This window comes from Streptomyces sp. NPDC085946, assembly GCF_044540485.1.
Classification (GTDB): domain Bacteria; phylum Actinomycetota; class Actinomycetes; order Streptomycetales; family Streptomycetaceae; genus Streptomyces.
Genome location: NZ_JBITSF010000004.1, coordinates 19,634 through 41,853, shown reverse-complemented (window position 1 = coordinate 41,853; position 22,220 = coordinate 19,634). Strand labels below are relative to the sequence as shown.

Below are 22,220 nucleotides of genomic sequence, written 5' to 3'. Positions count from 1 at the left end.
CGCCGCCACGCGCCCGGCGCGCGGCGGCGGATTGCGGGACGCCCGCGGAGAGGACGGCGGCCATGGTGCCCTCGCGCGCTCCCGCCCGGTCCGGCGCCGCGCGCGAGCGCGGTGCGGCGGATCCCGGCCGGGGAGCCGGGGCGCGGGCCGTCGGCCCGGCCGGACGGGGAGTCCTGGAGGGGGTGCGCGACCACGTGCCCGGCCGTCCTCGCGCGCGGATGCGTGCCCCTCGTGGAGCGAGACCGGAAAGCCGAGGTCAGAAGTCTTTCGATACACCGCTGCATCGGATACGTTCCCGTACCTGCGGTGACGGGAGGCGGGCGGCATGACGGTGCGGGGGACGGCCGGGCGCGTGACGAGGCGCCGCGCGCGCACGCGTGCGAACCTCCTCGACGCCGCGTTCTCCGTCTTCGCGGCCAAGGGATTCGGCCACGTCTCCATCGAGGAGGTCTGCGAGGCCGCCGGGTACAGCAGGGGCGCCTTCTACTCCAACTTCGCCAGCCTCGACGAGCTCTTCTTCGTGCTCTACCGCGAGCGGGCCGACCTCATCGCGCAGCAGGTCTCCGACGCCCTCGCCGGCGACGGACCCGGGCTCGACGTGCCCGCCGCCGTCGACCGGGTCACCGAGGTGCTGCTCCTGGACCGGGACTGGCTGCTGGTGAAGACGGACTTCCTGGTGCACGCCGCCCGCCGGCCCGACGTGGCCCGGACCCTGCTGGAACACCGGGCCGGGCTGCGGCGGGCCCTCGCGGACCGGCTCGCCCGGGCGGGCGGACCGGCCCGGCTGCCCGCCGCCCTGGGCGGCGCCGACGGCGCGGCCCACGCCGTGGTCGCCGCCTACGACGGCGTCACCACCCGACTGCTGCTGGACGAGGACGCCGCCGGTGCCCGGCGCTGGCTCAAGCAGCTGCTCACCGCCCTGCTGACCGACGGCAGCGGCACCCCCGTATGAGGAACTGAGGAAGGGACGGTCGCCATGGATGCCGACGTCATCGTCGTCGGGGCGGGCCTCGCCGGTCTGGTCGCCGCGCACGAACTGACCAGCCGGGGCCGCAGGGTCGCCCTCGTCGAGCAGGAGAACGCCGCCAACCTCGGCGGGCAGGCGTTCTGGTCCTTCGGCGGGCTGTTCCTCGTCGGCTCCCCCGAGCAGCGGCGCCTGGGCATCAAGGACTCCTTCGACCTGGCGTGGAACGACTGGCGGGGCAGCGCCGCCTTCGACCGGCTGCAGGACGAGGACTCCTGGGCGGTGCGCTGGGCGCGGGCGTACGTCGAGTTCGCGGCGGGGGAGAAGCGGTCCTGGCTGGACGGGCACGGCATCACGTTCCTGCCGACCGTCGGCTGGGCGGAGCGCGGCGACCTCACGGCGCACGGGCACGGCAACTCGGTGCCCCGCTTCCACGTCGCCTGGGGCACCGGCACCGGCGTCGTCGAGCCGTTCGTCCGCCACGCCCGGCAGGCCGCGCGCGACGGGCTGCTCACCTTCCACCACCGCCACCGCGTCGACGAGCTGGTCGTCGACGGCGGCGCCGTGACCGGGGTGCGCGGCACGGTCCTGGCCGAGGACACCGCGCCGCGCGGCGTCGCCTCCAACCGCGACCCGGTCGGCGCGTTCGAGCTCACCGCCCAGGCCGTGATCGTCACCAGCGGCGGCATCGGCGCGAACCACGACATCGTCCGCCGCTCCTGGCCCGAGCGGCTGGGCACCCCGCCCGGCAAGATGGTCACCGGCGTCCCGGCCTACGTCGACGGGCGGATGCTCGACATCAGCGCCGCGGCCGGTGCCCGGCTGGTCAACCGGGACCGCATGTGGCACTACACCGAGGGCCTGCGCAACTGGGACCCGATCTGGCCCGGCCACGGCATCCGCATCCTGCCCGGCCCGTCGCCCCTGTGGTTCGACGCCCTCGGCCGCCGCCTGCCCGCGCCGTACCTGCCCGGCTACGACACCCTCGGCACCCTCGAGTACCTGCGCACCACCGAGGACCTCGCGGGCCACGACCACTCGTGGTTCATCCTCACCCGGAAGATCCTCGAGAAGGAGTTCGCCCTGTCGGGGTCCGAGCAGAACCCCGACATCACCGCCAAGGACCGCGCCGGCTTCCTGCGCGAACGCCTGCTCGGCAAGGGCGCGCCCGGACCGGTCGACGCGTTCCTGCGCAAGGGCGCCGACTTCGTGACCGCGCCCACCGTCGAGGAGCTCGTCGCCAAGATGAACGCGCTGACCGCCGAACCGCTCCTGGACGCGGCGGAGATCCGGCGCCAGATCGAGGCCCGCGACCTGCAGATCGGCCACGCGTACGCCAAGGACGCCCAGGTCCAGGGCATCCGCAACGCCCGCCGCTACATCGGCGACCGCCTGGGCCGGGTCGCCGCCCCGCACCGCGTCCTCGACCCGGCGGCCGGCCCCCTGATCGGCGTCAAGCTGCACATCCTCACCCGCAAGACGCTCGGCGGCATCCAGACCGACCTCGACTCCCGCGCCCTGGGCGCCGACGGCGATCCGGTCGACGGCCTGTACGCGGCCGGCGAGGTGGCCGGGTTCGGCGGCGGCGGCGTGCACGGCTACAACGCGCTGGAGGGCACCTTCCTCGGCGGCTGCCTCTTCTCCGGCCGGGCCGCGGGCCGGGCGGCGGCCCGGCAGACGGCCTGACCGCGCGGAGCCGCCGCCGGCGACCCGCCGGGAGCCGGCCCGGTCCGCCGGGAGCCGGGCCGGCACCGCCGCGTGACCGCGCTCCGGCTCCCTGACGGCGGTCAGCAGCGTCACGGGACCCTCGCGGGGCCGGCCCGCGCACATGGCCGGGAGCCCGGCCGCCTCCGGGGCGGCGAGCTCCGCCTCGTAGCGCCCCCGGAACTCCTCGTGGGATTTCTCGCCCGCGTGGTACCAGCGGCGCAGCCCGGCCGACGGGCCAGGGCCTCGGGCCGCTCGTCCACGCGCGCCGCGTCCTTCGGCACGCCGCGCGGCCACGGCCGGTCGACCGGCACCCGCACGCCGTCGTCCGGCTCGGGCGGTTCCTGGACACGGCGTACGCGCACACTCACGGTCGGGCCCCTCGACGGGGGAGGGGTGCCGCGAGGCCACCGCGGTCCGGCCGGGCCGGCACGGGCACACCGCCGGGTGGATCATGCGATTCCGTTTGCCGCCCGCGGGTACTCCGTCCGCCTGACAGCGTCGAGGGAGGTCACGACATGAGCGCAACCGACGACCTGCCGGTCGTGCGCACACTCGCCGAACTGACCGATCTGGTGGAGGGCAGCGAGGGCCTGTACGTGCGCTGGTCACGCGGTCCGGCGATCGACCTCCCCGACGTGTCCAGCATGGACGACCTCACCGGGGTGCGGATGCCGGGCCTGTCCGCCAACCCGCTCGGCCTGGAGCCGTGGTGGGAGGACCGGCCCGTACGGCTGTGGGTGGCCCGCCGCCTGCACGACTACGCGCACCTGCCGCACGAGAAGGGCCCCGGTGTACGGCCCTGGGTGCTCACGGGCAAGGAGGCGGCCCGCGGGCCGGACAACGAACCGCTGGTCACCGACGTCCGGCCGAAGTGCTGGATCGACGACCAGGTCATCGAGGAGGCGCAGGAGGAGGTGGCCCGCCAGGAGCACCCCTGGGGGCCGCTGCGGCGCAGCGGCCGCTGAGCCGGCCGCGCGCTCCCCGCGCGACCCGCCCCGGCGCACGGACCCGCGCGGCACGCCGAAGGGGCCCTCGGGATCGTCTCCCGGGGGCCCCTTCGGCCGCGGTTCCGCCGCTGGTCAGCCGGCGCCCCGGCGGGAGCCCGCGCGCCGCTTGATCGCGCGCCGTTCCGTCTCGCTCGTGCCGCCCCACACCCCGATGGACTGCCCGGTGTCCAGAGCCCATTGCAGGCACTGCTCCGTCACGGGGCAGCGGCGGCACACCGCCTTGGCCTGCTCCGCCTGCAGCAGGGCCGGGCCGGAGGTGCCGACCGGGAAGAAGAGGTCGGGGTCCTCGTGCCGGCAGGCGGCGTGGTTGCGCCAGTTGTCCATCGAATCTCACCTGCGATCGCGGTAGATACGTCCCTTTCGAATGCCTTGCTCCTCTTCGGGTCACCGGCAGAGCCGAGGCAAAACAACGTCTCCGCGACGAACCGTCACTGCTCGCGCATTCCCCAGGGCGAGCCGTACGCGGTGAGCAGGTCCAGGAACGGCCGGGCCGGGAACGCCTCGGGACCGAGCACACCCGTCCCCGACCAGGCGCCCGTGGCGATCAGCTCCAGGGCGACGACCGGGTTGACGGCCGTCTGCCACACCACGGCCTGGCAGCCGTACTCCGCCATGGACCACTGGTTGTCGACCACGTGGTACAGGTACACCTCGCGCCGTGCCCCGTCCTTGACGCCGCGCACCCAGGTGCCCGCGCAGGTCTTGCCGTGCATCCGCCCGCCCAGCGTCGCCGGGTCGGGCAGGCAGGCGGCGACGACGTCGCGCGGCGACACCTCGACCGGCCCCGCCGCCCCGGGGACGGTCACCGGGGCGGTACGGTCCAGCCCCAGCCGGTGCAGCGTCTTCAGCGTCTCGACGAACTCGCCGCCCAGGCCGTACTTGAAGGTGACCCGGCGGGCACCGATCCAGCGCGGCACCAGCAGCACCTCCTCGTGCTCGACGTTCACGCACTCGACCGGACCGATGCCCTCGGGGAAGTCGAACACCTCCGGCTCGCTGAAGGGTTCGGTGGTGAACCAGCCGCGGCCGGATTCGTAGACGACCGGTGGGTTGAGGCATTCCTCGATCGTGGTCCAGATGCTGAAGGAGGGCGCGAAGCCGTACCCGTCGACGGTGAGGTTCGCGCCGTCGCGGACGCCGATCTCCTCGATCTCGTCGAAGAGCTCGTCGGCGGCGTGCCGGGCGAACACGTCCGACAGGCCGGGCTCCACGCCCATGCCGACCAGGGCGAGGCGGCCCGCGCGCTCCCAGTCGGCCGCCCGCTCGAACTGGGCGTCGCCGAGCTTGACCCCGCACTCCTCGTACGGGCGCTGCGGGTGCGGCCGGGACAGCGACATCGCCATGTCCAGGTAGGCGGCGCCGGCGTCCAGTGCCGCCCCGAACAGCGGCATCACGAACCGGGGGTCGGTGGCGTTGAGGAGGACGTCGCACCCGTGGCGCCCCAGCAGCGACGCCACCTGCGCCCGGTCCCCGGCATCGGCCCGCTCGGCCCGGAAGCGGGCGCCGTCCGGGCCGAGCGCCGCGACGGCCGCCTCGGCCCGGGCCGGGTCGCGGTCGGCCACCACCATCTCCTCGAAGAACGGGCGGCGGGCGGCGATCCGGGTGACGGCGGTCCCCACTCCGCCGGCGCCCACGAGCAGTACGCGCATGACGACTCCTTCTGTGTCCATGGTCGGCGATGACGTGCGGGGCCCCTGGCGGGAGATACAACGCCCGCCCGTCCGTTAAGGTCAATGGCGTTGGCATAAGGCGCGCGGGGCGCCGGGACGAGGCGGAGGGGGTCCGGGATGCCCAAACCGGTCGTGCCGGAGGAGCGGCGGCGCCGGCGCCGGCCCACCAAGGGCGGCCGGGTACTGTCCGAGGAACTGATCGTCGAGGCCGCGCTGCGCCTGCTGCGCGAGCACGGCGGCGCGGGCCTGACCGCCCGCCGCCTCGGCCTGGCCCTCGACTGCGACCCCAGCGCCCTCTACCGCTACTTCCGGGGCATGGACGACCTGACCCTGGCCATCGGCGACGCGCTCATCGGGCAGGCCCTGCGGGGCTGGGCGCCGACGGGGAGGTGGCGCACGGACCTGCGGGACATCGGGCTGCGCATCCACGCCGCGTACGTGGCGCACCCGCAGGCCGCGGTGCTGACCGCGAGCCGGGTCTCCGGCCGCGCCCACGAACTGGCGGCCGACGAGGCGATCCTCCAGGTGCTGCACACGGCCGGGTTCGCGCTGCCGGACGCGGTGCGCGTCTACCACGCGTTCGTCGACACCGCCCTGGCGTTCGCCGCGCTGGACGCCGCCGCGCTGGCCCTGCCCCGCGCCCGCCTGCGCGCCGACGAGGAGATGTGGCGCTCGACGTACGGGCGGCTGCCCGCCGCCACGCACCCGCGGATCGCCGAGGCGGCCCCCCTCCTCGCCACCCGCATGGTCACCAGCGCCTACCCCACCGCCCTGGAGATGCTGCTGGACAGCGCCGCGGCACAGGCACGGGCAGCGCGCCCCGGGTCAGGGGGCGGCTGAGCGCAGCGCGGCGGCCGCCGCGGCCGTCACCGCCTCGGCCACCGCCGCGAGAGCGGGCGAGTCGAGCCTCCACTGCTGCCAGTACAGCGGGACGTCGACCGCCCGGCCCGGGGCCGGCTCGACCAGCCGGCCCGCCCGCAGCAGGGGCTCCGCCTGCGCCTCGGGCACCATGCCCCAGCCCATGCCGGCGGCGACGGCCTCGGCGAACCCCTCCGACGTCGGCACGTGGTGCCGCCGGGCGCTCGCCTCGGCCCGCCCGCGGGTGAGCCGGCGGACGAACCCGTCCTGGAAGTCGTCCCGCCGGTCGAAGACCACCACGGGCGCCCGGGCCAGCACCTCGGGCAGCGGGCCGTCCAGGTGCCGGGCGGCGAAGTCCGGGTGCGCCACGGGCAGGTACCGCATCCGCCCCAGGGGCCGCACCGAGCAGCCCGGCACGGGGTCGGGCGAGGAGGTCACCGCGGCCATCACCAGGCCCTCGCGCAGCAGCGCCGCCGTGTGGTCCTCGTCCTCCCGGTGCAGTTCGAAGCAGAGCCCCAGCTCCGGCGGCACCCGCCGCAGCGCCCCGAGGAACCAGGTCGCCAGCGAGTCCGCGTTCACCGCCACCGACACCCGGGTCGGCTCCCCGCCGCCGCTCAGCCCCAGCTCCGCGAACGCGTCCCGCTCCAGCCGCGCCACCTGCCGGGCCAGCCGCACCAGCACCTCGCCCGACTCGGTCGGCCGCACCGGCTTGGTGCGCAGCAGCAGCACGCGTCCGGTGCGCTGCTCCAGCGCCTTCACCCGCTGGCTGACCGCCGACGGCGTCAGGTGCAGGGCGGCCGCCGCCGCGTCGAAGGTGCCCTCGTCCACCACCGCGAGCAGGGTCCGCACCTGGTCCAGGGGGAGGTCCGTCATCACGAGCGCTAATGTTACGTAAGAATCTTTAGCTGTACCTTCATCGAGCGCCGCTCTAGCGTCGGGGCCATGCCCAGCACCCTCACCACCGCGGCCGCCGGATTCGGCACCGGCCTCTCCCTCATCGTCGCCATCGGCGCCCAGAACGCCTTCGTCCTGCGCCAGGGGATCCGCCGCGACGCCGTCCTCGCCGTCGTCGCCATCTGCGCCCTGTCCGACGCCGCCCTGATCGCCCTGGGCGTGGGCGGGGTCGGGGCGGTGGTGGTGTCCTGGCCGGGCGCGCTCACGGTGGTGGGCTGGGTCGGCGGGGCGTTCCTGCTCTGTTACGGCGCCCTCGCCGCGCGCCGGGTGTTCCGGCCGGCCGGCGCGCTGCGCACGGACGGCGAGGCGGCCGGGTCGGTCCGCCGGGCCGTGCTCACCTGCCTGGCGCTGACCTGGCTCAACCCGCACGTGTACCTGGACACCGTCTTCCTGCTGGGGTCGGTCGCCGCCGACCACGGCGCGCTGCGCTGGACCTTCGGGCTCGGCGCCGTCGCGGCCAGCGTGTGCTGGTTCACCGCCCTGGGCTTCGGGGCCCGGCTGCTGGGCCGCGTCCTGGCCAGGCCCGCGGCCTGGCGGGTCCTGGACGGGCTGGTGGCCGCGACCATGATCGTCCTCGGCGTCACCCTCGTCGCGGGGGCGTGAGCCGTGCGCTACAGCGCGCTGCGCCGGTGCAGCGCGTACTGCTCCATGAGCTTGCCCCGGGTCATCTCCAGCCGGTGCGCGAGGATCTCGGCGACACTGCGGACCAGCACGAACCCCAGACGCGGGTCCTCCTCGCAGAGCCCGAGCACCGCCGCCGCGTCGAACTCGTAGGCCCGTACGGGGCTGAAGGCCTCCGCGCCGAAGTCCCACTGGTACGGAGGGAACAGCCAGGACCAGCCGAGCAGGTCGCCCGCGCCGAGACTGGCGACCGTCACCCGCCGCAGGGAGTCCACCCGCTGGTCCAGGGAGACCGCCCCGGAACGGATGACCCAGAAGCGGTCGGCCGTGCCGCCCGCCTCGAAGATGCGGGTGTCCTCCGGGAAGGACACCTCGCGGGCGAGCGCCGTGAGGCGCTGGCGCTGGGGCGGGGGGAGGGCCGACAGCAGTTTGATCGCTTTGGTCATGACGCGGGACTCCTCGCCGGGCAGTCGGTTCCGGTGTTTTCCCTACGCCCATTTCAGCCGCTGCGGCCGTTCGGGGCACCTCGGCTGACGGCGCCGCGCGGTGGTCTTCGGGAGGACCTCGTCACGGGAGTCCCCGGGGCGCGGACGGCCGCGCGCGTCACACCGGAGGCAGAGAAAAGCCCTGGCTGGACGGGGGAAACCAGCCAGGGCAGCAGAGGGGGCGCACGGAGGACATGCGGTCGACTCCGTCACCACGTATGAATGAACGATAAACCGTTCGGTGGGTCTGTGACCAACCATAACCGGGTCGAGTGACCTGTTTCACTCGGCCGCCCTCCATCGGCGGCCCTCACCCGGGTCGTCTTCGGCTCCGGATCGCCCGGGCCGGGCCGGGACGTCCCCGCGGGCGCCCGGCCGGGACCCCGCCGCGTCGGGTCACTGCGGCGCCGGGTGCCTGCCCGGGGTCAGGATCTCGTCCAGCACCCGGAGCACGGCCCCGTAGGCCACCGTCCGGACGGCGGCGTCGCGTGCCCCGTCCGGATCGGACCCTCCCAGCTCGTCGGTCCGCCTGCGCCAGGCCTGTTCCTCCTGCTCCGCGCAGGCCCTCGCCCGCTGGATGCGCCGCAGCAGTTCGTCGGAGTCCACCACATCGCTCATGACTTCCGCATACCCCGGTGACGCGCCGTGATGGCAGCCGATCCGCGGCCGGGGACGTTCGGCGATCCGGGGGAGAGGGAGGTTTGTCCGCTTCGGGAGAGGTGAGCCGGACAAGGAGGCCCGCGGCGTGCGGACGACACGCTCCGCGACCGGCGCGGCCGGGCCGCAGGGGCCGCGTCCGCGCAACGGCCGCACCGGAACGGCGAGGAGCCGTCCCCGGGCCCGCACGGCCGGCACCCGTCGCCGGCATCCGTTCACCGACTCCGACTTCTCCGACCAGGGAGTTTCAGGATGTGCGAGGAGCACGCGATCGACACCGTATACGAACCGCGCCGCGCGGACCGGCCCGGGGCGCGGCCGAGCAAGCCGGCCGAGGCGCGCGAGGCCGTGGAACGGGCGGTGGCCGCCCGCTGCCGGGAGACCCGCACCCCGTGCGACGCCGACGCCCTGTCCGACGCCCTGCTCGTCGCCTCCGAGCTGACGGCCAACGCCATGCTGCACGGCGGCGGCGTCACCGACTTCAGCGTCGACGTCGTCGGCCCGGGACTGCGCGTCTCGGTGAGCGACCGCAGCGACGCGGTGCCGCGGGCCGTGCCGCCCACCGACGGCCAGGGGCGCCGCAGGCTCGGCGGCCACGGCTGGCCCATCGTCTGCCGGCTGGCGCAGGAGGTCCGGGTGTCGGACCTGCCGTCCGGGGGCAAGCGCATCACTGCTGTGGTGCCCTTGACATGACCGGGGGGCACGGGCCGGACGAGAAGATTGTGCGGCGAAGCGGAGTTTGCTCCCCCGGCGCCAGGGCAGACGCAGTTTCGTGCTTCGGACCGGAGGCGCGCCTGCGGGAGCGGTATGGCTGCTCCGGGCCGTCCAGGTGGCTCCGGGCAGCGCCCCTCCCGCGGTAAGACCCTGAAACGACCGTTCAGGAGCGAATCCGCATGCTGATCGATACGCCGACCAACCGTCCCGGCACGCCCGAGCCGAAGAGCGCCGCCCCCGCCGCCCCCAGGCGGCGGCACGACGACGCGCCCGACACCGCGGAACTCTTCTCCCGGCTGGCGGAGCTGGAGGACGGGCCCGAACGGGACGCCGTCCGCGACGAACTCGTCACCCTCTGGCTGCCCATGGCTCACCGCATCGCCGGCCGGTTCCGCGACCGCGGCGAGTCCATCGAGGACCTGCGCCAGGTGGCGGCCCTCGGGCTGGTGAAGGCGATCGACCGGTTCGACCCGAGCCGGGGAGCCTTCGAGAGCTATGCCGTGCCGACCATCACGGGAGAGGTCAAGCGCCACTTCCGTGACCGTATGTGGGCCCTGCGGGTGCCGCGCAGGGTGCAGGAACTGCGCAACAAGGTGCGCGTGGCCCGCCGGGAACTGACCCAGAACCCGGGCAGTCCCGAACCGTCCGTCGCCGACATCGCCGCCCACACCGGCCTGACCGAGGAAGAGGTCAGCGCCGGGCTGGAGGCGCTGGAGAGCTTCAGCACCCTGTCGCTGGACGCCGAGCTGTCCACCGACGACGACGGCTACAGCCTCGCCGACACCCTCGGCGCGACGGACTCGTCGTACGACGTCGTGATCGACCGGGAGTCCGCCAAGGAAGGGCTGCGCCGCCTGCCCGAGCGGGAGCGCGCCATCCTCTACATGCGTTTCTTCGAGGACATGACACAAAGTCGCATCGCCGACCGTCTGGGCATCTCCCAGATGCACGTCTCCCGCCTCATCAGCCGCAGCTGCGCCCGCGTGCGCGACGAGGTGATGGGCCAGCGAGCGGGCCGCCGCGGCGGCGGCAGCACGACGGCGGCCTGACCAGCCCCGACCCCCCCCACAAGGAGTGAGACAGAACATGCTGAGGCCCCACCCCGCCGTGCTGCGCCGGCTCGTCGACGAGTACGAGGCGCTCTCGGCCGCCGAGGCCGCGGGCGACGCCGTCGAGCCGAGCTCCCGGGCACGCGACCTGGAGTACACGCTGTGCGTGTCCACCGGCACGCGGGAGGTACGGGACGCGCTGGAGGCGGCGTACCGCTGGCTCGCGCCCGACACCACGCCGACGACACCCAAGACCCTCTCCCCGCGGGAGACCGCGCCGCCGCGCGCGGCGGCGGCCCTGCGCAAGACCGCGTCCGTGGTGCGGCGGCCCGCGCCGGTGCGGGAGGTCCTGCCGGTGCGCGAGACCGTGCCGCTGAGCGGGACCGCGTCCCTGGCCGACTGACGGGGGAGCGGGGCGCGCGTCGCTCGCCGCCCCCACCCGGACACCTTCGACGGGCAGAGCCCTCACTGCCCGGCGGCCCTCCGGCGGGCGGCCGCCCCGCCGCCGACCGGAAGCCGGACCTCCGCCGCCCGCGTGTGCACGGGGACGGCGCGGCACCACAGGCCCGTTCCGCGGCGACCGCCGCGGAACGGGCCGCCTGCGTCGGCGAGCGAGAACGAAAGAGGCGCCCCATGGCCTCGGCGGGGCGGGAAGCGGCCGGCGACGACGGGGAACTGCGGCGGCTGCGGGCCGGGGTGCGCGACCTGCGGGCCCGCTCCCGCGTCTACCCGCTGATCTCCCAGGCCCGGGGCATGCTCCAGGAACGGTACGCGCTGCCCTACGGGGACAGCGCGTTCGCGCTGATGCAGCGGGCCTCCCGGCGGTTCAACGTGAAGATGCGGGACCTCGCCGGCACCCTGGTGTCCACCCCGCGCCCGGACGAACCCGACGCCCCGTGGTTCCCGCGCCGGATCCGCCGGCCGGAGCCCGCCCTCGGCTTCACCACCGCCCACCGCACCGGCTCCGGCAGCCGGGGCGCCGTCCTCGGGGCGGTGCTGCGGCGCACCCTGACCGTGGTCGGCACGGACATGGGCGACGTACCGATGGCGGACCGGGCGGCCGGCGGCCTGCGCGGGGAGAAGCACGCCGGGCTGCCGGCCGACTTCGTCGGCTTCTTCGCGTTCGCCGGCGAGGACGGCACGTCCTGCGCGCCGGCCGCCCGCGACGTCACCCGGGTCACCGTGCCCGACGTGGAGACCGACCCGGTGTGCACGGAACCCGCCCGCCGCACCGTCCTCGAAGCGGGCGGCGCCGCCTGCCACAGCGTGCCGCTGACCACCGCCGCCGGAGTGTGCGTCGGCATGGCGTCGGCGCACGCCGGCCACCCGCCGACGGACCTCGCCGAGTCCCGGATCAAGGCGCTGGACACGATGGGGACGGAGGCGGGCCGGTGGCTCGCCTGGTACCGGTACACCGTCGTGGCCGACGCCCTGGAGCACCTGCACGCCCTGGGCCGCGCCCACCGCGGGTCGCGGATCGAACGGCGGAGGTGACCGCACCGGCCCCGGCCGCCCGGCAGCGCGTGTGTGCGGGCCGAGCCGGGGCATTCGCATCCCCGGGAGGTCGACAATGGAGACGAGTGCGCTGGTACGGGGGCGGGCCGGGGTACGGCGCGCGGCGAACGGTTCGGTGACCGAGGGCGCGGCACGGGCCGGGCTCGCGGCCCGGGGCGTGATCTACCTGCTGGTCGGAACGCTGGCCCTGCAGATCGCCTTCGGCGACGGGAAGCGCGAGGCGGACCGCGGCGGCGCCGTGGCCGAACTCGCGGACCGGCCGTTCGGGTCGGTCCTGCTGTGGGCCCTGGGCATCGGGCTCGCGGGGATGGCCCTGTGGCGGCTGTCGGAGGTGCTGTTCGGCTCCGCCGGCCGGGACGGCCGCAGCCCCAAGAAGCGGCTGATGGCGGCGGCCCGCTGCGCGTTCTACACGTTCGTCGCCTACTCCGTGTTCTCCTTCGCGGTGAACGGCGACAACAGCGGCGGATCGAGCGACCGGCAGTCCCGGGACGTCACCGCCCGGCTCCTGGAGGTGCCCGCCGGCCAGTGGCTGGTCGGGGCGGCCGGAGCGGTGGTCGTCGGCGTCGGGGTGGGGATCGGCGTCCGCGCGGTCCTGCGCAAGTACCGCGACAAGATGAAGCTCGGGCAGATGAGCCCGCGGACCCGGCGGGCGGTGGATGTCACCGGCGTCGTCGGTGGGGCGGCGCGCGGCCTGGTGTTCGCCGCGGCGGGCGCCTTCGCGATCCGCGCCGCGGTCGCCTACGACCCCGATCGGGCCAAGGGCCTCGACGACACCCTCCGCTCCCTGGCCGACACCCCGCTGGGGCCCTGGCTGCTGGTCTGCGTCGCGGCCGGTCTGGTGCTGTTCGGCGTGTTCTCCTTCGCCATGGCCCGCTGGCGCAGGGTCTGAGTGTCCCCCGGGGTCTGAGCGGCGCTGTGGGGGGAAGACGGATGAAATGAGCGATTCCGAGATTCCGCCGGACGGCCGGCCCGTGGACGTCTACCTCGACCTCCTGCGCATCCGGATGGACACGGAGGACTACCGGCTCCTGCTGCAGGTGGTGGAGCCGGTGCTGCAGGCCATAGACGAGCAGCGCCTGTCCACCCTCGACTTCGCGCTGGACGGCGGGGAGAGCGACGCCCTGCCCCAGGAGATCCGCGACGAGGCCGCTCTCGTCATCGCCACCGCCGTCACCGGCCGCCTCGACAACGAGGTGATCGAGATCGACGTGGACGACACCGGCCCGGTCCGGGTGGTCACCGACGCGGCCACCGCGTCCGACCCGGAGCGCCTCGGCGAGATCGCCGACTACATCCGGGAACGACACCGCCAGAACGAGGAGCTGCGGGGCATCGCCGAGGTCAGCGGCCTGCCGACCGACTTCTGACCGGCGCGCGGCCACCGGTCGCCGTACGCCGGTTCGTCGGCGTGCCCGCCGGGGCCCGCGCCGGGCGTCATCTCGACGGCGCCGCCACCGGCACCTCCAGCGGCCGGGCGAGGCCCACCACCGCCTCGTCCAGGCGCTCCAGGTGCCGCAGCACCCGGTCGGTGACCCGGCCGTAGCGTGCCGTGCCCCCGCCCGGCCCCAGCAGCGAGGCGATCGACGGGCCCGTCCCGACCACGGCGGCGACGCCTGCGGCGTCCCGCCCGTCACGCGCCGCGGCCCCGTCGTCCACGGCCCGGACCCGCGCCGCGATCGCCTCGATGTTGACCACCGTGCGCCGCGCCGCCCCGCGCAGCCGGGGATCGGCCGCGATCGAGGGATGGGTGGGCAGCAGCTCGGCCGTCGCCGCCAGGGACCGCGCGTGGTAGGCGCAGGTCTCCAGCAGCGCCACGACGTACTGGGCCGTGCTGCGCCGGGCCCGCAGCGGCGTGACCGGGTGGGTGAGCGGCTGGACGGCCGCGCGCAGGTCGCCCAGCGCCTTGTCCAGCTCGCGCGCCTTGTCCAGCAGGTCGTCCGACGGGCCGCCGCTGAGCTGCCCGACGGCGCCCTCCGTGACGTCGGCGAGCCGGTCCAGCACAGTGCCCAGCAGCTCGTTCGTGCGGCGGTCGGTGCGCACCGGCAGGACCAGCGCCGCCGCGACCACACCGCACGCCGCGCCCAGCGCCGTCTCCTCCACGCGCAGCACGAGCACGTCGAGGCTGTAGGTGTGCAGCAGCGTGTACAGCAGCCCCAGCATCGCGGTGACGAAGAACGACATCAGCGTGTAGGACAGCGGCGCGACGTAGAACATGGCGAAGATCAGCACCAGCACCAGCGCGAACGCCGTCCAGGTGTGCCGGCCGACCAGGCCCGCCAGCACGATCCCGGCCACCACGCCGAAGACCGTGCCGAGCAGCCGCCGGTAGCCCTTGACCAGGATCTCGCCGGTCGAGGCGGTGTTGAGGAACACGATCCAGCACGTCAGCACCGCCCAGTACCAGCGCTGCGCGGACAGCAGCTCCCCGCCGACGATCGCCAGCGTCGACCCCACGGCGACCTGCACGGCCGCGCGCGTGGTGGGCCGCCGCAGCCCCGTCCGCTCCGCCTCGTCCGCGCCCTCCTCACCGGCGTCGATGGCGGCGTCCTCGGCGTCCATCTCCTCCCGGGAGCGGGCCGTGGCCGGAGAGTCGTCCGACTCGTCCTGCGGGCCGTCCAGCGCGACGCGCAGCCCGAGCACGGCGCGGGCGGCCTCGCCGATGCCCCGGAACACGTCCTGGACGGCGGGCGGGCCGGACGGCAGGCGCTCCTCGTCGCGGTACCCGAGCAGCCGGTTGCGCACGTGGGACAGCGCGGTGCCGGAGGTCCCGGTGTGCGTCACCAGCGTGCGCAGCGCCATCAGGTCGCGGCGCAGCGTCGCGATCGCCGCGTCCGGGGCGGGCGGCCGGTCCGCGGGCGGGGCCGGCGCGCCCGGCAGGTGCAGGGCCAGGGTGTCCGCCCGCTCGGCGCCGCGCGCCGACAGCAGCAGCAGGCCCAGCCGCTCGGCGGCGATCTCGGCGTCCGCGACGCGCCGCTGCACGAGCCGCGCGACGGACGCGTCGGGCGTGCCCTCCTCCAGCCGGCCCTGGATCATCAGCGCCGTCTCGTGCAGCCGCGCCGTGCCCTCGCGTACGTCGCGCAGCGCCCGGTCCGCCTCCTCCGGCCCGACGGCGTCCAGCAGGGCGAGCTGCGCGGTCACCAGCCGGGCCAGCCGGGCGCGGAAGGCCTGCCGCAGCCGCTCCAGCACACCGGCCGGCGTCACCGGCACCACGGCGAAACGCACCACGGCGCTGCACGCGAACGCCACCGTGATCGCCCCGCACAGCGCCGGCAGCTCCGCGGGCGTGGCGCCGACGAACAGGGACAGGAAGTAGACCTGGAAGCCGATCAGCCCGAGGGCGGTGCCGCGGTCGCCGAACCGGCGGCCGTACACCGCGCAGAAGATCAGGACGACGAAGAAGACGTCGCCGGCCACGACCCGGGTGTGCAGCAGCGCGCCCAGGGACACGGAGGCCAGCGCCACCGGCAGCCCCAGCGCCAGCGTCACGGCCTGCGCGGCGCGCTGCTTCTCCCGGATCGCGAAGGTGGCCGCCATCGCCGCCATGGCCCCCGCCACCAGATGGGTGACGTCGGCCCCCAGCACGGCGAGCACGGCCAGGGCGGACGCGATCGCGCCCACCGTGCGCAGTCCCGCCGTCAGCCGCAGCAGCCCCGGATCGGACGCCGCGACACGGTCCCGCAGTCGTGTCCGCACCGGGCGTCCCGCTTCCCTCACGCCGTCGTCTCTCCCGCCGCACGCGCGCTCCGGCCCCGGCACGGCCCGCCGGGGACCGGAGCGCGGTGTGCCGCGTTGTTCAGTCCAGCCGTTCGGTGCCCGCGACGTGCGCCCGCACCTGCTCCGGCCTCAGGTACGCGTCGGTGTACTCGAAGTCCTTCAGCTTGGCGGGCTTGCGGGCCTGGAAGCCCGTCCGCACGAAGTCGTCGCCGGCGACCGCGTTCAGCAGCCAGTTCGTCATCACCCGCGCCTTGGCGACGTTGGTGCGCAGCGCCGACCAGTGGTAGCCGCGCGCCACCGCCTGGGCGGGCAGGCCCCGCAGCTCCACGCCGAGCGGCTTGGACACCGCGTCCTTGCCGCCGAGGTCCACGACGAGACCGAGGTCCTTGTGCCGGTAGGGCTGCATCGACCGGCCGCGCAGCGTCGCGATGACGTTGTCGGCGACGTGCCTGCCCTGCCGCAGGGCGTGCTGGGCGGTGGGCGGGCACACCGCCCCCTCCTGGCCCTTGGCCAGGTCGGGCACGGCGGCCGAGTCGCCGAGGGCGAACACCCCGTCGTGGCCCGGCAGGCACATCTCGGCGGTGACGGCGAGCCGCCCCTTGACGGTCTCCGCGCCGAGCGTGGCGATGAGCGGGCTGGCGACGACCCCGGCGGTCCAGATCAGCGTGCGGGTCGGGATCACCCGGCCGTCGGTGAAGGTGACCTCCTCGGGACCGGCCTTGGCGATCGAGACGCCGAGCGAGATCTCGATGCCGCGCCGGCGCAGGATCTCCTGGGCGCTGCCGCCGAGCTTCTCGCCCAGCTCGGGCATCAGCTTCGGCGCGATGTCGATGAGGTGCCACTTGATCAGGCCCGGGTCCAGCCGCGGGTACCGCCGGACGGCCGCGTGCGTCAGGCGCTGCAGGCAGGCCGCGGTCTCCGTGCCCGCGTAACCGCCGCCGACCACCACGAACTGCAGCCGGGAGGCCCGTTCGGCCGGGTCCTGGCTGGCGTCGGCGAGGTCGAGCTGGGCGATGACGTGGTCGCGGATGTAGGCGGCCTCGGCGAGCGTCTTCATCCCGAAGGCGTGGTCCGTCAGGCCCGGGATGTCGAAGGTGCGGGTGACGCTGCCGGGAGCCAGCACGATGTAGTCGTACGGCTCGTTGACGATCTTGTCGGTGATGGTGCGGATGACGCAGACCTTCGCCTTCAGGTCCACGCCGATCGCCCCGCCCGGGATGATCCGGGTGCGGTACTTCTTGCTGCGGCGCAGGGACACGGCGATCGACTGCGGCGTCAGCACGCCGGAGGCGACCTGGGGCAGCAGCGGCAGGTAGAGCTGGTAGGCGAACGGCGTCACCAGCGTGACGTCGGCCTCGTCGGGGGACAGCTTGCGTTCCAGGCGGCGGACGCACTCCACGCCGGCGAAGCCTGCGCCAACCACCAGGATCCTGGGTCGTGTCACGGTGTTCATCCCTTTCTGCGGCTCCAGGCGGTCTGCCTCAACGCCTTTCGCCTGCCCCTGGATCGCGGGTTCGCACCCCTTCGAACCCACCTTGATCCCACCGGGTACCCGGCCGGGGCGCCAGCCGGACAGGGCAGGCGGACGAACGCGTCGATCCCCACCATGCCCCGCCGGTGCCCGCGGCGCACCGGCGGCGGCGCGCCGCGACCGCGGGCGGGACGGCCCGCGGCCCTGCTCAGGACGGCTGCCCGGCCTCCGCGCCCGGCCCGCCGTGCAGGTGACACAGCAGCAGGCAGACGTCGTCGTCGCGTTGGGAGTCGCTCAGCAGGGGATGCAGGATCCGGTCCGCCGCGTCCTCCAGGTCCGCGTCGAGCTCTGCCGGGCCGAACGCGCCGAGCGCCGACGCCAGCCGCTCGATGCCCGGGTCTATCCCGAGGGCCCGCCGCTCCACCAGCCCGTCCGTGTACAGGGCCAGCGTCGAGCCCGGCGACAGCCGCACCGTGTGGTCGGCGATCTCCTGCGTCAGCGGAATGCCCAGCATCGCGCCGGGCTTGGCGTCCAGGGTCTGCACCCGGCCGTCGGCGGTGCGCAGCACCGGCGGCGGATGACCCGCCGCCGCCCACGTCAGGGTGGGGTCGTCGGGATGGAAGCGGGCGATGACCGCCGTGGCGTACAGATCCGGCTGCAGATGGTGCAGGAACATGTGCAGCCGGGTCAGCAGCCGCCCCGGGCTGCCGCCGTCCACGGCGTACGCGCGCAGCGCGGTGCGCAGCTGGCTCATCATCACGGCCGCGTGCAGTCCGTGCCCCGTCACGTCGCCGACCACGGTGATCAGGCTGCCGTCCGGCTGGCGGAAGGCGTCGTACCAGTCACCGCCGATGTTCAGCCCGTGGGTGGCCGGCAGGTAGCGCGCGGCCAGCCGCAGTCCCGGGGTGGCGGGCAGGTCCGTGAGCAGGGCGCGCTGGAGCGTCTCGGCGATGTCGCGGTTGTGCTCGAAGCGCCGGGCGTTGTCTATGGCGATGCTGGCCCGGCGGGTGAGCTCGATCAGCATCACGGCGTCGTCCGGGTCCCAGCGCTCACCGGGCGGGGACAGCGTCAGCACCCCCAGCGGCGCGCGCCGTGTCGGCAGCGGCACGCACAGCAGGGGCCGGCCGGGATCGAGCGCCGACGGCGGCTGGTCGTCCACGCCGGGCAGGCCGCCGGGGTGGTCGGCGGCGTACTGCGGCCGCCCGGTGCGGGCCGCGATCACGGCCGCGGCCGGGTGGGGCGTGGGCCGGTACCGGTCGTCGTCGCTCTCGAACAGCCACACGTCGACGCTGCGCGCGTACTCCGGCACCAGCAGGTCCGGCAGGCGGCGCACGATCTCGTCGTGGTTCAGCGACGCCGTCAGCACCGCGCTCGCGTCCGCGAGGAACGTCAGCCGGCGGCGGGCGTTCTCCGCCTCGGTGCGGGCCCGCCGCTCGGCGGCGAACGCCTCCCGCTGGGCCCGCCCCGCCGCGTCCAGATCGGCGTGCAGGGCCAGCACGCCCTGGTTGGTCTGGTGCAGCTCCTCCCGGTGGAAGGCGACCAGCTCCTCCTGCTCGGTGAGCTTGTCCAGCACCACGGCCGTGTCCTCGTCGGCGCCCAGCAGCGCCTCCGCCAGTGCCTCGGCGTCCTCCGCCCCGGCGCCCGGCTCGGGCACCTCGCCCGTCTCGGGGCAGGCCACCGTGAGCTCCCAGGGCGGCTCACCGGCGGCGCACGCCTCCGGCGCGGGGGTCACCACGACGCGCAGCCGGCCCTCCTCGCCGGGCGCGCCGACCGCCGTGAGGGCGAGCCGCCAGGTGCCGCCCTTGGTCAGGCACTGGCGCAGGTGGGCGCTGAGCGTGACGGCCAGGCGGCTGCGCTCGACGGCGGGCACGCCGTACGCGGCGGCCAGGCGCGCCAGGGCGATGCGGGCCTGCGCCGCGTCGGTGACGGTGGAGATCTGCCAAGTGCGCTTCATGGGCGGTCCGGCGGGGTCGGGGTCAGCACGGCCACGGCTGTGTCGTCCCGCACCGGGCGGGCGGGACTGCTGGCGTCGCGTATCGTCACCGCGGCCGTCACGGCCGGGTCGGAGGCGAGCAGACCGGGGTCCGACGGCGGGATCCACCGGCTGGGCAGCCCGTCGGTGTGCAGGATCAGCAGCCGGTCCGCGCCCCAGGCGAGGTCCTCCTCGCGCAGCGTGCCGGGCCGGTGGACGCCGACGATGCCGGGCCGGGACAGCAGCGACCGCCAGGTGCCGCCCTCGCGCAGCCGGGCCCCGACGTTCCCTATCCCCGCGAACCGCAGCCGCTCGGCACGGGTGTCGAGCTGGGCCACGGCGACGGCCGCGCCCCGCGTGCCGCCGAGCGCCCCGTGCAGCCGCCGCAGCGCCTCGGCGGGCGTCAGGTGGGCGGCCTCGCGCAGGGCCTCCACGGCGGTGGTCGAGGCGCGCGCCGCCTCCGGACCGTGTCCCAGACCGTCGGCCAGCATCAGCGTCATCCGGCCGTCCGTCCGGACGCACGTCCAGGCGTCGCCCGAGTACTCGGCTCCCGCGAAGGGGATGTTCACGCCGCCCGCCCGGACGCCCGCGGCGCCGGGGTCCTGCGCGTCCCCGCCCGGCGTCTGGCCGTACGGTGCGGCCACGGGGACCCCGTCGGCGCGCACGCCGCCGACCCGGGCCACCGCCACCGTCCCCCGGCCCGGCGCGCTGTACAGGTCGAAGTCGTCGGCGAGACGCAGGCACGTGCCCAGACCCGCGCCGAGCGAGCGGGTCGTGGTGAAGCCGTCGCGCAGCGCGGCGGGGACGTCGGGGATGCCCGGCCCGTGGTCGAGCGCGGCGACCTGCACGACCCGGGCGTCGTCCCGGCCCGGCCCGAGGACGGCCGGGACCACGACGTCGATGAGGACCTGGCCGCCCGCCGCGTGCTTCAGGAGGTTGGTGGCCAGCTCGGTCGCGACCAGCGCGGCGGCGGCGCAGCGCCGGTCGTCGAGCCCGGCCAGGGTGGCCGCGGCCTCCGCGGCCACCCGGACGTCGCGCACCCGGGTCGAGTCGTGGACCGGGACGTCCCACACACGCGGCATCAGGCCTCCTCGCGCGGACGCGGCACCGCCACCCACGACGTCGCCCGCACGGTGGTGCCGGCTCCCGGAGTGCTCTCGACGGCGAAGTCGTGCACCAGGCGCCGCGCGCCGCCCAGGCCCATCCCCAGACCGTCGCCGGAGGTGTAGCCGTCGGTGAGCGCGCGGTCCAGGTCCGGGATGCCGGGCCCCTGGTCGGTGAAGGTCAGCCGGAGGCCGTGCGTGGCCCCCCGGGTGACGTGCGCGGCCTCCATCTGTCCGCCCCCGCCGTGCACGAGGGTGTTGCGGGCCAGCTCGCTGGCCGCGGTGACGAGCTTGGTCTGGTCCACCAGACCGAAGCCGAGCCGGGCGGCGGCCTGCCGTACGTGCTGGCGCACCCACACCAGGTCCATGTCGGACCGGATGGGCAGGCAGGCGTCGACACCCGCGGCGGTGTGCATCACGGACTCTCCTGGCGCGTGCCGCCGGAGCGGGACTGGGGGGTGTGCTGCGTGAGGAGCTCCATGGCCGCCTCGGTACTCAGTGCCGTGCGCAGACCGGGCAGCGTCAGACCCAGCTCCACCAGGGTGATGGCGACCGCCGGCCGCATGCCGGCCACCACGGTGCGCGCGGCCAGCAGGCCGGCCTGCGCCGCGATCTCGGCCAGCACCCGGCCGAGGAAGGAGTCCACGATCTCCACGCCGGAGATGTCGAGGAGGACGCCGCGCACCCCCGTGCGGGAAATGGTCTCGGCGAGGTCCTGCTGGAGCTGTTGCGCCGTGCTGTCGTGCAGGTCTCCCTGCAGGGTGACCAGCAGGACGTCGCCGAGCCGGAGGACCGGCACGTGGCCGGGGACGGGGACGGGGAACGCGTCGCTCACCGCTGCCCCGCACCGCCCGGCGTGGCGCTCACGATGTCCGCGCCGAGCTGGTGCAGCGCGTACGCCAGCGCGTCGGCGAGGCTCGCCCGGGTCAGGACGTCCAGGTCCAGGCCGAGGTGGACGATGGTCTGCGCGATGGCCGGACGGATGCCGGAGACGATGCACTCCGCGCCCATCAGCCGGGCCGCCGCGACCGTCTTCATCAGGTGCTGGGCGACCAGCGAGTCGACGGTGGGCACCCCGGTGATGTCGAGGATCGCGAAGCGGGCGTGCTGGTCGACGACGGCGTTCAGCAGCGTCTCCATCACGACCTGGCTGCGGGCGCTGTCGAGGGTCCCGATCAGCGGCACGGCGACGACGCCGTCCCACAGCTGGATGACGGGCGTGGCCACCTCCAGCAGTTGCAGGCGCTGCCGGTCGATGAGGGCCTGGTTCTCGCTCAGGGCGGTCTGCATGGCCACCAGCCGCAGGGTGCCCAGCAGCGCCGTCAGGGCGGTCGAGCACGCCCGCAGCCGCTCGGCCGGCGCCTGCTCCAGGTCGGCGACCAGGAGGTTGTCGACCGGGGGCCGCAGCGCGGCCAGCTCCGCGGACACCTGCGTGGTGGACAGCCCGGCCCGGGCGCGGGCCGCGCTCATCCGGCCCAGTTGCTCGCGCACCCCGGAGAACCCGGCGGCGTCCGGATCCTCCACCCGGCCCGCGGCCGCCACTTCGGCCAGCGCGTCGACCACGACCCTGCCCGCCTCCACCGCCTCGTCGCGCGAGACGGTGAACACGGTGCGGAACAAGGGCTCGTCCGCCCACCGCTGGGCGATCTGCTCCCGGCGGCGCCGCAGGAAGTCCCTGACGTCCTGGGTCGGCGTGGCGGGCTGGCCCTCCGCTTCGTGCTCCGGCACCTGCTTCTCTCCTCATCATCGTCGTTGCGTC

23 protein-coding genes and 1 pseudogene are annotated in these 22,220 nt (G+C 75.2%); 11 read left to right on the top strand and 13 right to left on the bottom strand.

The window, feature by feature from the left end; genetic code table 11:
- Positions 1 to 325: 325 nt before the first annotated feature.
- Both ACIF8T_RS10235 and ACIF8T_RS10230 read left to right on the top strand, forming a co-directional pair.
- On the top strand, positions 326 to 952 hold the full coding sequence (locus tag ACIF8T_RS10235) for a TetR/AcrR family transcriptional regulator (protein ID WP_400033195.1): 627 nt from the start codon (positions 326 to 328) through the stop codon (positions 950 to 952).
- 24 nt (positions 953 to 976) lie between these two features.
- Positions 977 to 2,650, top strand: coding sequence for an FAD-binding dehydrogenase (locus ACIF8T_RS10230; RefSeq protein ID WP_400033193.1), 1,674 nt, complete (start codon positions 977 to 979; stop codon positions 2,648 to 2,650).
- 51 nt (positions 2,651 to 2,701) lie between these two features.
- Here the strand turns inward: ACIF8T_RS10230 and ACIF8T_RS10225 are convergent.
- Positions 2,702 to 3,039: pseudogene (locus ACIF8T_RS10225) on the bottom strand (DUF488 domain-containing protein); the annotation flags it as partial.
- Between the two features lie 147 nt (positions 3,040 to 3,186).
- Between ACIF8T_RS10225 and ACIF8T_RS10220 the strand changes: the two are divergent.
- Positions 3,187 to 3,636, top strand: a complete 450-nt coding sequence (locus tag ACIF8T_RS10220) for a DUF6098 family protein (RefSeq protein ID WP_400033191.1) — start codon at positions 3,187 to 3,189, stop codon at positions 3,634 to 3,636.
- Between the two features lie 114 nt (positions 3,637 to 3,750).
- On the opposite strand, the gene ACIF8T_RS10215 is transcribed toward ACIF8T_RS10220, so the two are convergent.
- On the bottom strand, positions 3,751 to 4,002 hold the full coding sequence (locus ACIF8T_RS10215) for a WhiB family transcriptional regulator (protein ID WP_400033189.1): 252 nt from the start codon (positions 4,000 to 4,002) through the stop codon (positions 3,751 to 3,753).
- Positions 4,003 to 4,106: 104 nt separating this feature from the next.
- Positions 4,107 to 5,327 (bottom strand): saccharopine dehydrogenase family protein, encoded by a 1,221-nt coding sequence (locus tag ACIF8T_RS10210; protein ID WP_400033187.1) that lies wholly within the window; start codon positions 5,325 to 5,327, stop codon positions 4,107 to 4,109.
- Between the two features lie 138 nt (positions 5,328 to 5,465).
- Here ACIF8T_RS10210 and ACIF8T_RS10205 point away from each other — a divergent pair, with 138 nt between their 5' ends.
- Complete coding sequence (locus ACIF8T_RS10205) at positions 5,466 to 6,188, top strand: TetR/AcrR family transcriptional regulator (RefSeq protein ID WP_400033185.1); 723 nt, start codon at positions 5,466 to 5,468, stop codon at positions 6,186 to 6,188.
- Here ACIF8T_RS10205 and ACIF8T_RS10200 read toward each other — a convergent pair.
- Positions 6,174 to 7,082 carry a LysR family transcriptional regulator ArgP gene (locus ACIF8T_RS10200; protein ID WP_400033183.1) on the bottom strand — a complete coding sequence of 303 codons (909 nt, stop codon included), beginning with the start codon at positions 7,080 to 7,082 and terminating at the stop codon, positions 6,174 to 6,176. The genes ACIF8T_RS10205 and ACIF8T_RS10200 overlap by 15 nt on opposite strands.
- 66 nt (positions 7,083 to 7,148) lie before the next feature.
- Here ACIF8T_RS10200 and ACIF8T_RS10195 point away from each other — a divergent pair, with 66 nt between their 5' ends.
- A complete protein-coding gene (locus ACIF8T_RS10195; RefSeq protein WP_400033181.1) occupies positions 7,149 to 7,763 on the top strand; it encodes a LysE/ArgO family amino acid transporter in 615 nt (204 codons plus the stop codon).
- A gap of 8 nt (positions 7,764 to 7,771) precedes the next feature.
- Here the strand turns inward: ACIF8T_RS10195 and ACIF8T_RS10190 are convergent, their stop codons facing one another.
- On the bottom strand, positions 7,772 to 8,227 hold the full coding sequence (locus ACIF8T_RS10190; RefSeq protein ID WP_400033179.1) for a cyclic nucleotide-binding domain-containing protein: 456 nt from the start codon (positions 8,225 to 8,227) through the stop codon (positions 7,772 to 7,774).
- Between the two features lie 435 nt (positions 8,228 to 8,662).
- Complete coding sequence (locus ACIF8T_RS10185; protein WP_400033177.1) at positions 8,663 to 8,884, bottom strand: hypothetical protein; 222 nt, start codon at positions 8,882 to 8,884, stop codon at positions 8,663 to 8,665.
- A 291-nt stretch (positions 8,885 to 9,175) separates the two neighbouring features.
- Between ACIF8T_RS10185 and ACIF8T_RS10180 the strand changes: the two genes are divergently transcribed.
- The 6 genes from ACIF8T_RS10180 to ACIF8T_RS10155 all read left to right on the top strand — a co-directional run bounded on the left by ACIF8T_RS10180 (position 9,176) and on the right by ACIF8T_RS10155 (position 13,568).
- Entirely contained in the window at positions 9,176 to 9,616 is a 441-nt protein-coding gene (locus ACIF8T_RS10180) for an ATP-binding protein (RefSeq protein ID WP_400033175.1), read from the top strand.
- 200 nt (positions 9,617 to 9,816) lie between these two features.
- Positions 9,817 to 10,686: a SigB/SigF/SigG family RNA polymerase sigma factor gene (locus ACIF8T_RS10175; protein ID WP_400033173.1), complete on the top strand. Its 870-nt coding sequence runs from the start codon at positions 9,817 to 9,819 to the stop codon at positions 10,684 to 10,686.
- 37 nt (positions 10,687 to 10,723) lie between these two features.
- Positions 10,724 to 11,089, top strand: a complete 366-nt coding sequence (locus ACIF8T_RS10170; protein WP_400033171.1) for a DUF5133 domain-containing protein — start codon at positions 10,724 to 10,726, stop codon at positions 11,087 to 11,089.
- A gap of 230 nt (positions 11,090 to 11,319) precedes the next feature.
- On the top strand, positions 11,320 to 12,180 hold the full coding sequence (locus ACIF8T_RS10165) for an ANTAR domain-containing protein (RefSeq protein WP_400033169.1): 861 nt from the start codon (positions 11,320 to 11,322) through the stop codon (positions 12,178 to 12,180).
- 76 nt (positions 12,181 to 12,256) lie between these two features.
- Complete coding sequence (locus ACIF8T_RS10160) at positions 12,257 to 13,090, top strand: DUF1206 domain-containing protein (RefSeq protein WP_400033167.1); 834 nt, start codon at positions 12,257 to 12,259, stop codon at positions 13,088 to 13,090.
- 46 nt (positions 13,091 to 13,136) lie between these two features.
- On the top strand, positions 13,137 to 13,568 hold the full coding sequence (locus tag ACIF8T_RS10155; RefSeq protein WP_400033165.1) for a hypothetical protein: 432 nt from the start codon (positions 13,137 to 13,139) through the stop codon (positions 13,566 to 13,568).
- Between the two features lie 67 nt (positions 13,569 to 13,635).
- On the opposite strand, the gene ACIF8T_RS10150 is transcribed toward ACIF8T_RS10155, so the two are convergent.
- The 7 genes from ACIF8T_RS10150 to ACIF8T_RS10120 all read right to left on the bottom strand — a co-directional run bounded on the left by ACIF8T_RS10150 (position 13,636) and on the right by ACIF8T_RS10120 (position 22,189).
- On the bottom strand, positions 13,636 to 15,915 hold the full coding sequence (locus tag ACIF8T_RS10150; RefSeq protein ID WP_400033163.1) for an FUSC family protein: 2,280 nt from the start codon (positions 15,913 to 15,915) through the stop codon (positions 13,636 to 13,638).
- A gap of 79 nt (positions 15,916 to 15,994) precedes the next feature.
- Entirely contained in the window at positions 15,995 to 17,368 is a 1,374-nt protein-coding gene (locus ACIF8T_RS10145; RefSeq protein WP_400033161.1) for an NAD(P)/FAD-dependent oxidoreductase, read from the bottom strand.
- Between the two features lie 226 nt (positions 17,369 to 17,594).
- The gene (locus ACIF8T_RS10140; RefSeq protein WP_400033159.1) at positions 17,595 to 19,340 is read right to left on the bottom strand and encodes a PP2C family protein-serine/threonine phosphatase; all 1,746 of its coding nucleotides are present in this window, start codon (positions 19,338 to 19,340) and stop codon (positions 17,595 to 17,597) included.
- Positions 19,337 to 20,440 carry a SpoIIE family protein phosphatase gene (locus ACIF8T_RS10135; RefSeq protein WP_400033157.1) on the bottom strand — a complete coding sequence of 368 codons (1,104 nt, stop codon included), beginning with the start codon at positions 20,438 to 20,440 and terminating at the stop codon, positions 19,337 to 19,339. Before ACIF8T_RS10135 ends, ACIF8T_RS10140 begins: the two co-directional genes overlap by 4 nt.
- The gene (locus ACIF8T_RS10130; RefSeq protein WP_400033155.1) at positions 20,440 to 20,877 is read right to left on the bottom strand and encodes an anti-sigma regulatory factor; all 438 of its coding nucleotides are present in this window, start codon (positions 20,875 to 20,877) and stop codon (positions 20,440 to 20,442) included. Before ACIF8T_RS10130 ends, ACIF8T_RS10135 begins: the two co-directional genes overlap by 1 nt.
- The gene (locus ACIF8T_RS10125) at positions 20,877 to 21,296 is read right to left on the bottom strand and encodes an STAS domain-containing protein (protein WP_400033153.1); all 420 of its coding nucleotides are present in this window, start codon (positions 21,294 to 21,296) and stop codon (positions 20,877 to 20,879) included. The genes ACIF8T_RS10130 and ACIF8T_RS10125 overlap by 1 nt, the downstream gene beginning before the upstream one ends.
- Positions 21,293 to 22,189 carry an STAS domain-containing protein gene (locus ACIF8T_RS10120; protein WP_400033151.1) on the bottom strand — a complete coding sequence of 299 codons (897 nt, stop codon included), beginning with the start codon at positions 22,187 to 22,189 and terminating at the stop codon, positions 21,293 to 21,295. The genes ACIF8T_RS10125 and ACIF8T_RS10120 overlap by 4 nt, the downstream gene beginning before the upstream one ends.
- Positions 22,190 to 22,220 lie beyond the last annotated feature (31 nt).